This is a genomic window from Plantactinospora sp. A48, from assembly GCF_055793945.1.
Map to the genome: position 1 here is coordinate 1 of NZ_JBTIXF010000145.1, position 899 is coordinate 899.

The following is an 899-nucleotide window of genomic DNA, read 5'->3' on the forward strand; positions in this document are numbered from 1 at the left end:
CGCTCCACCAGCCCCTGGGGACCCTACGAATCCCGCCAGGTCCTACTCAACATGCCCACCCCCGTCTCCGGAGCCGGCATCCCCCACCAAGGCGGCCTCGTCCAAACCCAGAACGGCGCCTGGTACTACATGGCCTTCGTCGACGCCTACCCCGGCGGCCGCATCCCCGTCATGGCACCCATCAACTGGAGCAGCGACGGCTGGCCCACAGTCCAAACCGTCAACGGCGGCTGGGGCAACACCTACCCCTACCCCAACCTCCCCCGCCCACCCCGCCAGGTCAAATCCATGATCGGCCCCGACACCTTCGCCGGACCCACCCTCGACCCCCGCTGGGAATGGAACCACAACCCCGACACCACCAAATACACCCTGGGCAACGGCCTACACCTCCAAACCGCCACCGTCACCAACGACCTCTACTCCGCCCGCAACACCCTCACCCACCGCATCCAAGGACCCACCTCCACCGCCACCATCCAACTCGACTACTCCCAGATGCACGACGGTGACCGCACCGGCATATCCATGCTCCGCCAATACTCCGCCTGGATCGGCATCCGCAAAGACAACGGCCAAACCCGCGTCTCCATGACCGACAGCCTCGCCATGGACAGCAACTGGAACACCACCAACACCGGCACCGAACGCGCCAGCGCCCCCATCACCGGCGGCAAAATCTGGCTCCGCATCAACGCCGACATCAGACCCGGCAGCGGCCGACAAGCAAAATTCTCCTACAGCACCGACGGCACCAACTACACCCCCCTCGGCCCCGCCCAAACCCTCGACAACAACTGGCCCTTCTTCATGGGCTACCGCTACGGCATCTTCAACTACGCCACCCAAACCCTCGGCGGCACCACCACCATCAACCGCTTCGACCTCACCACCCCCTA

General features: G+C 65.0%; 1 protein-coding gene. It reads left to right on the forward strand.

Annotated elements, in window-relative coordinates; genetic code table 11:
* Nucleotides 1-51 precede the first annotated feature (51 nt).
* A partial coding sequence (locus tag ACXN5W_RS30360; RefSeq protein WP_473161815.1) for a beta-xylosidase family glycoside hydrolase occupies nucleotides 52-899 on the forward strand: 848 nt, incomplete at its 3' end.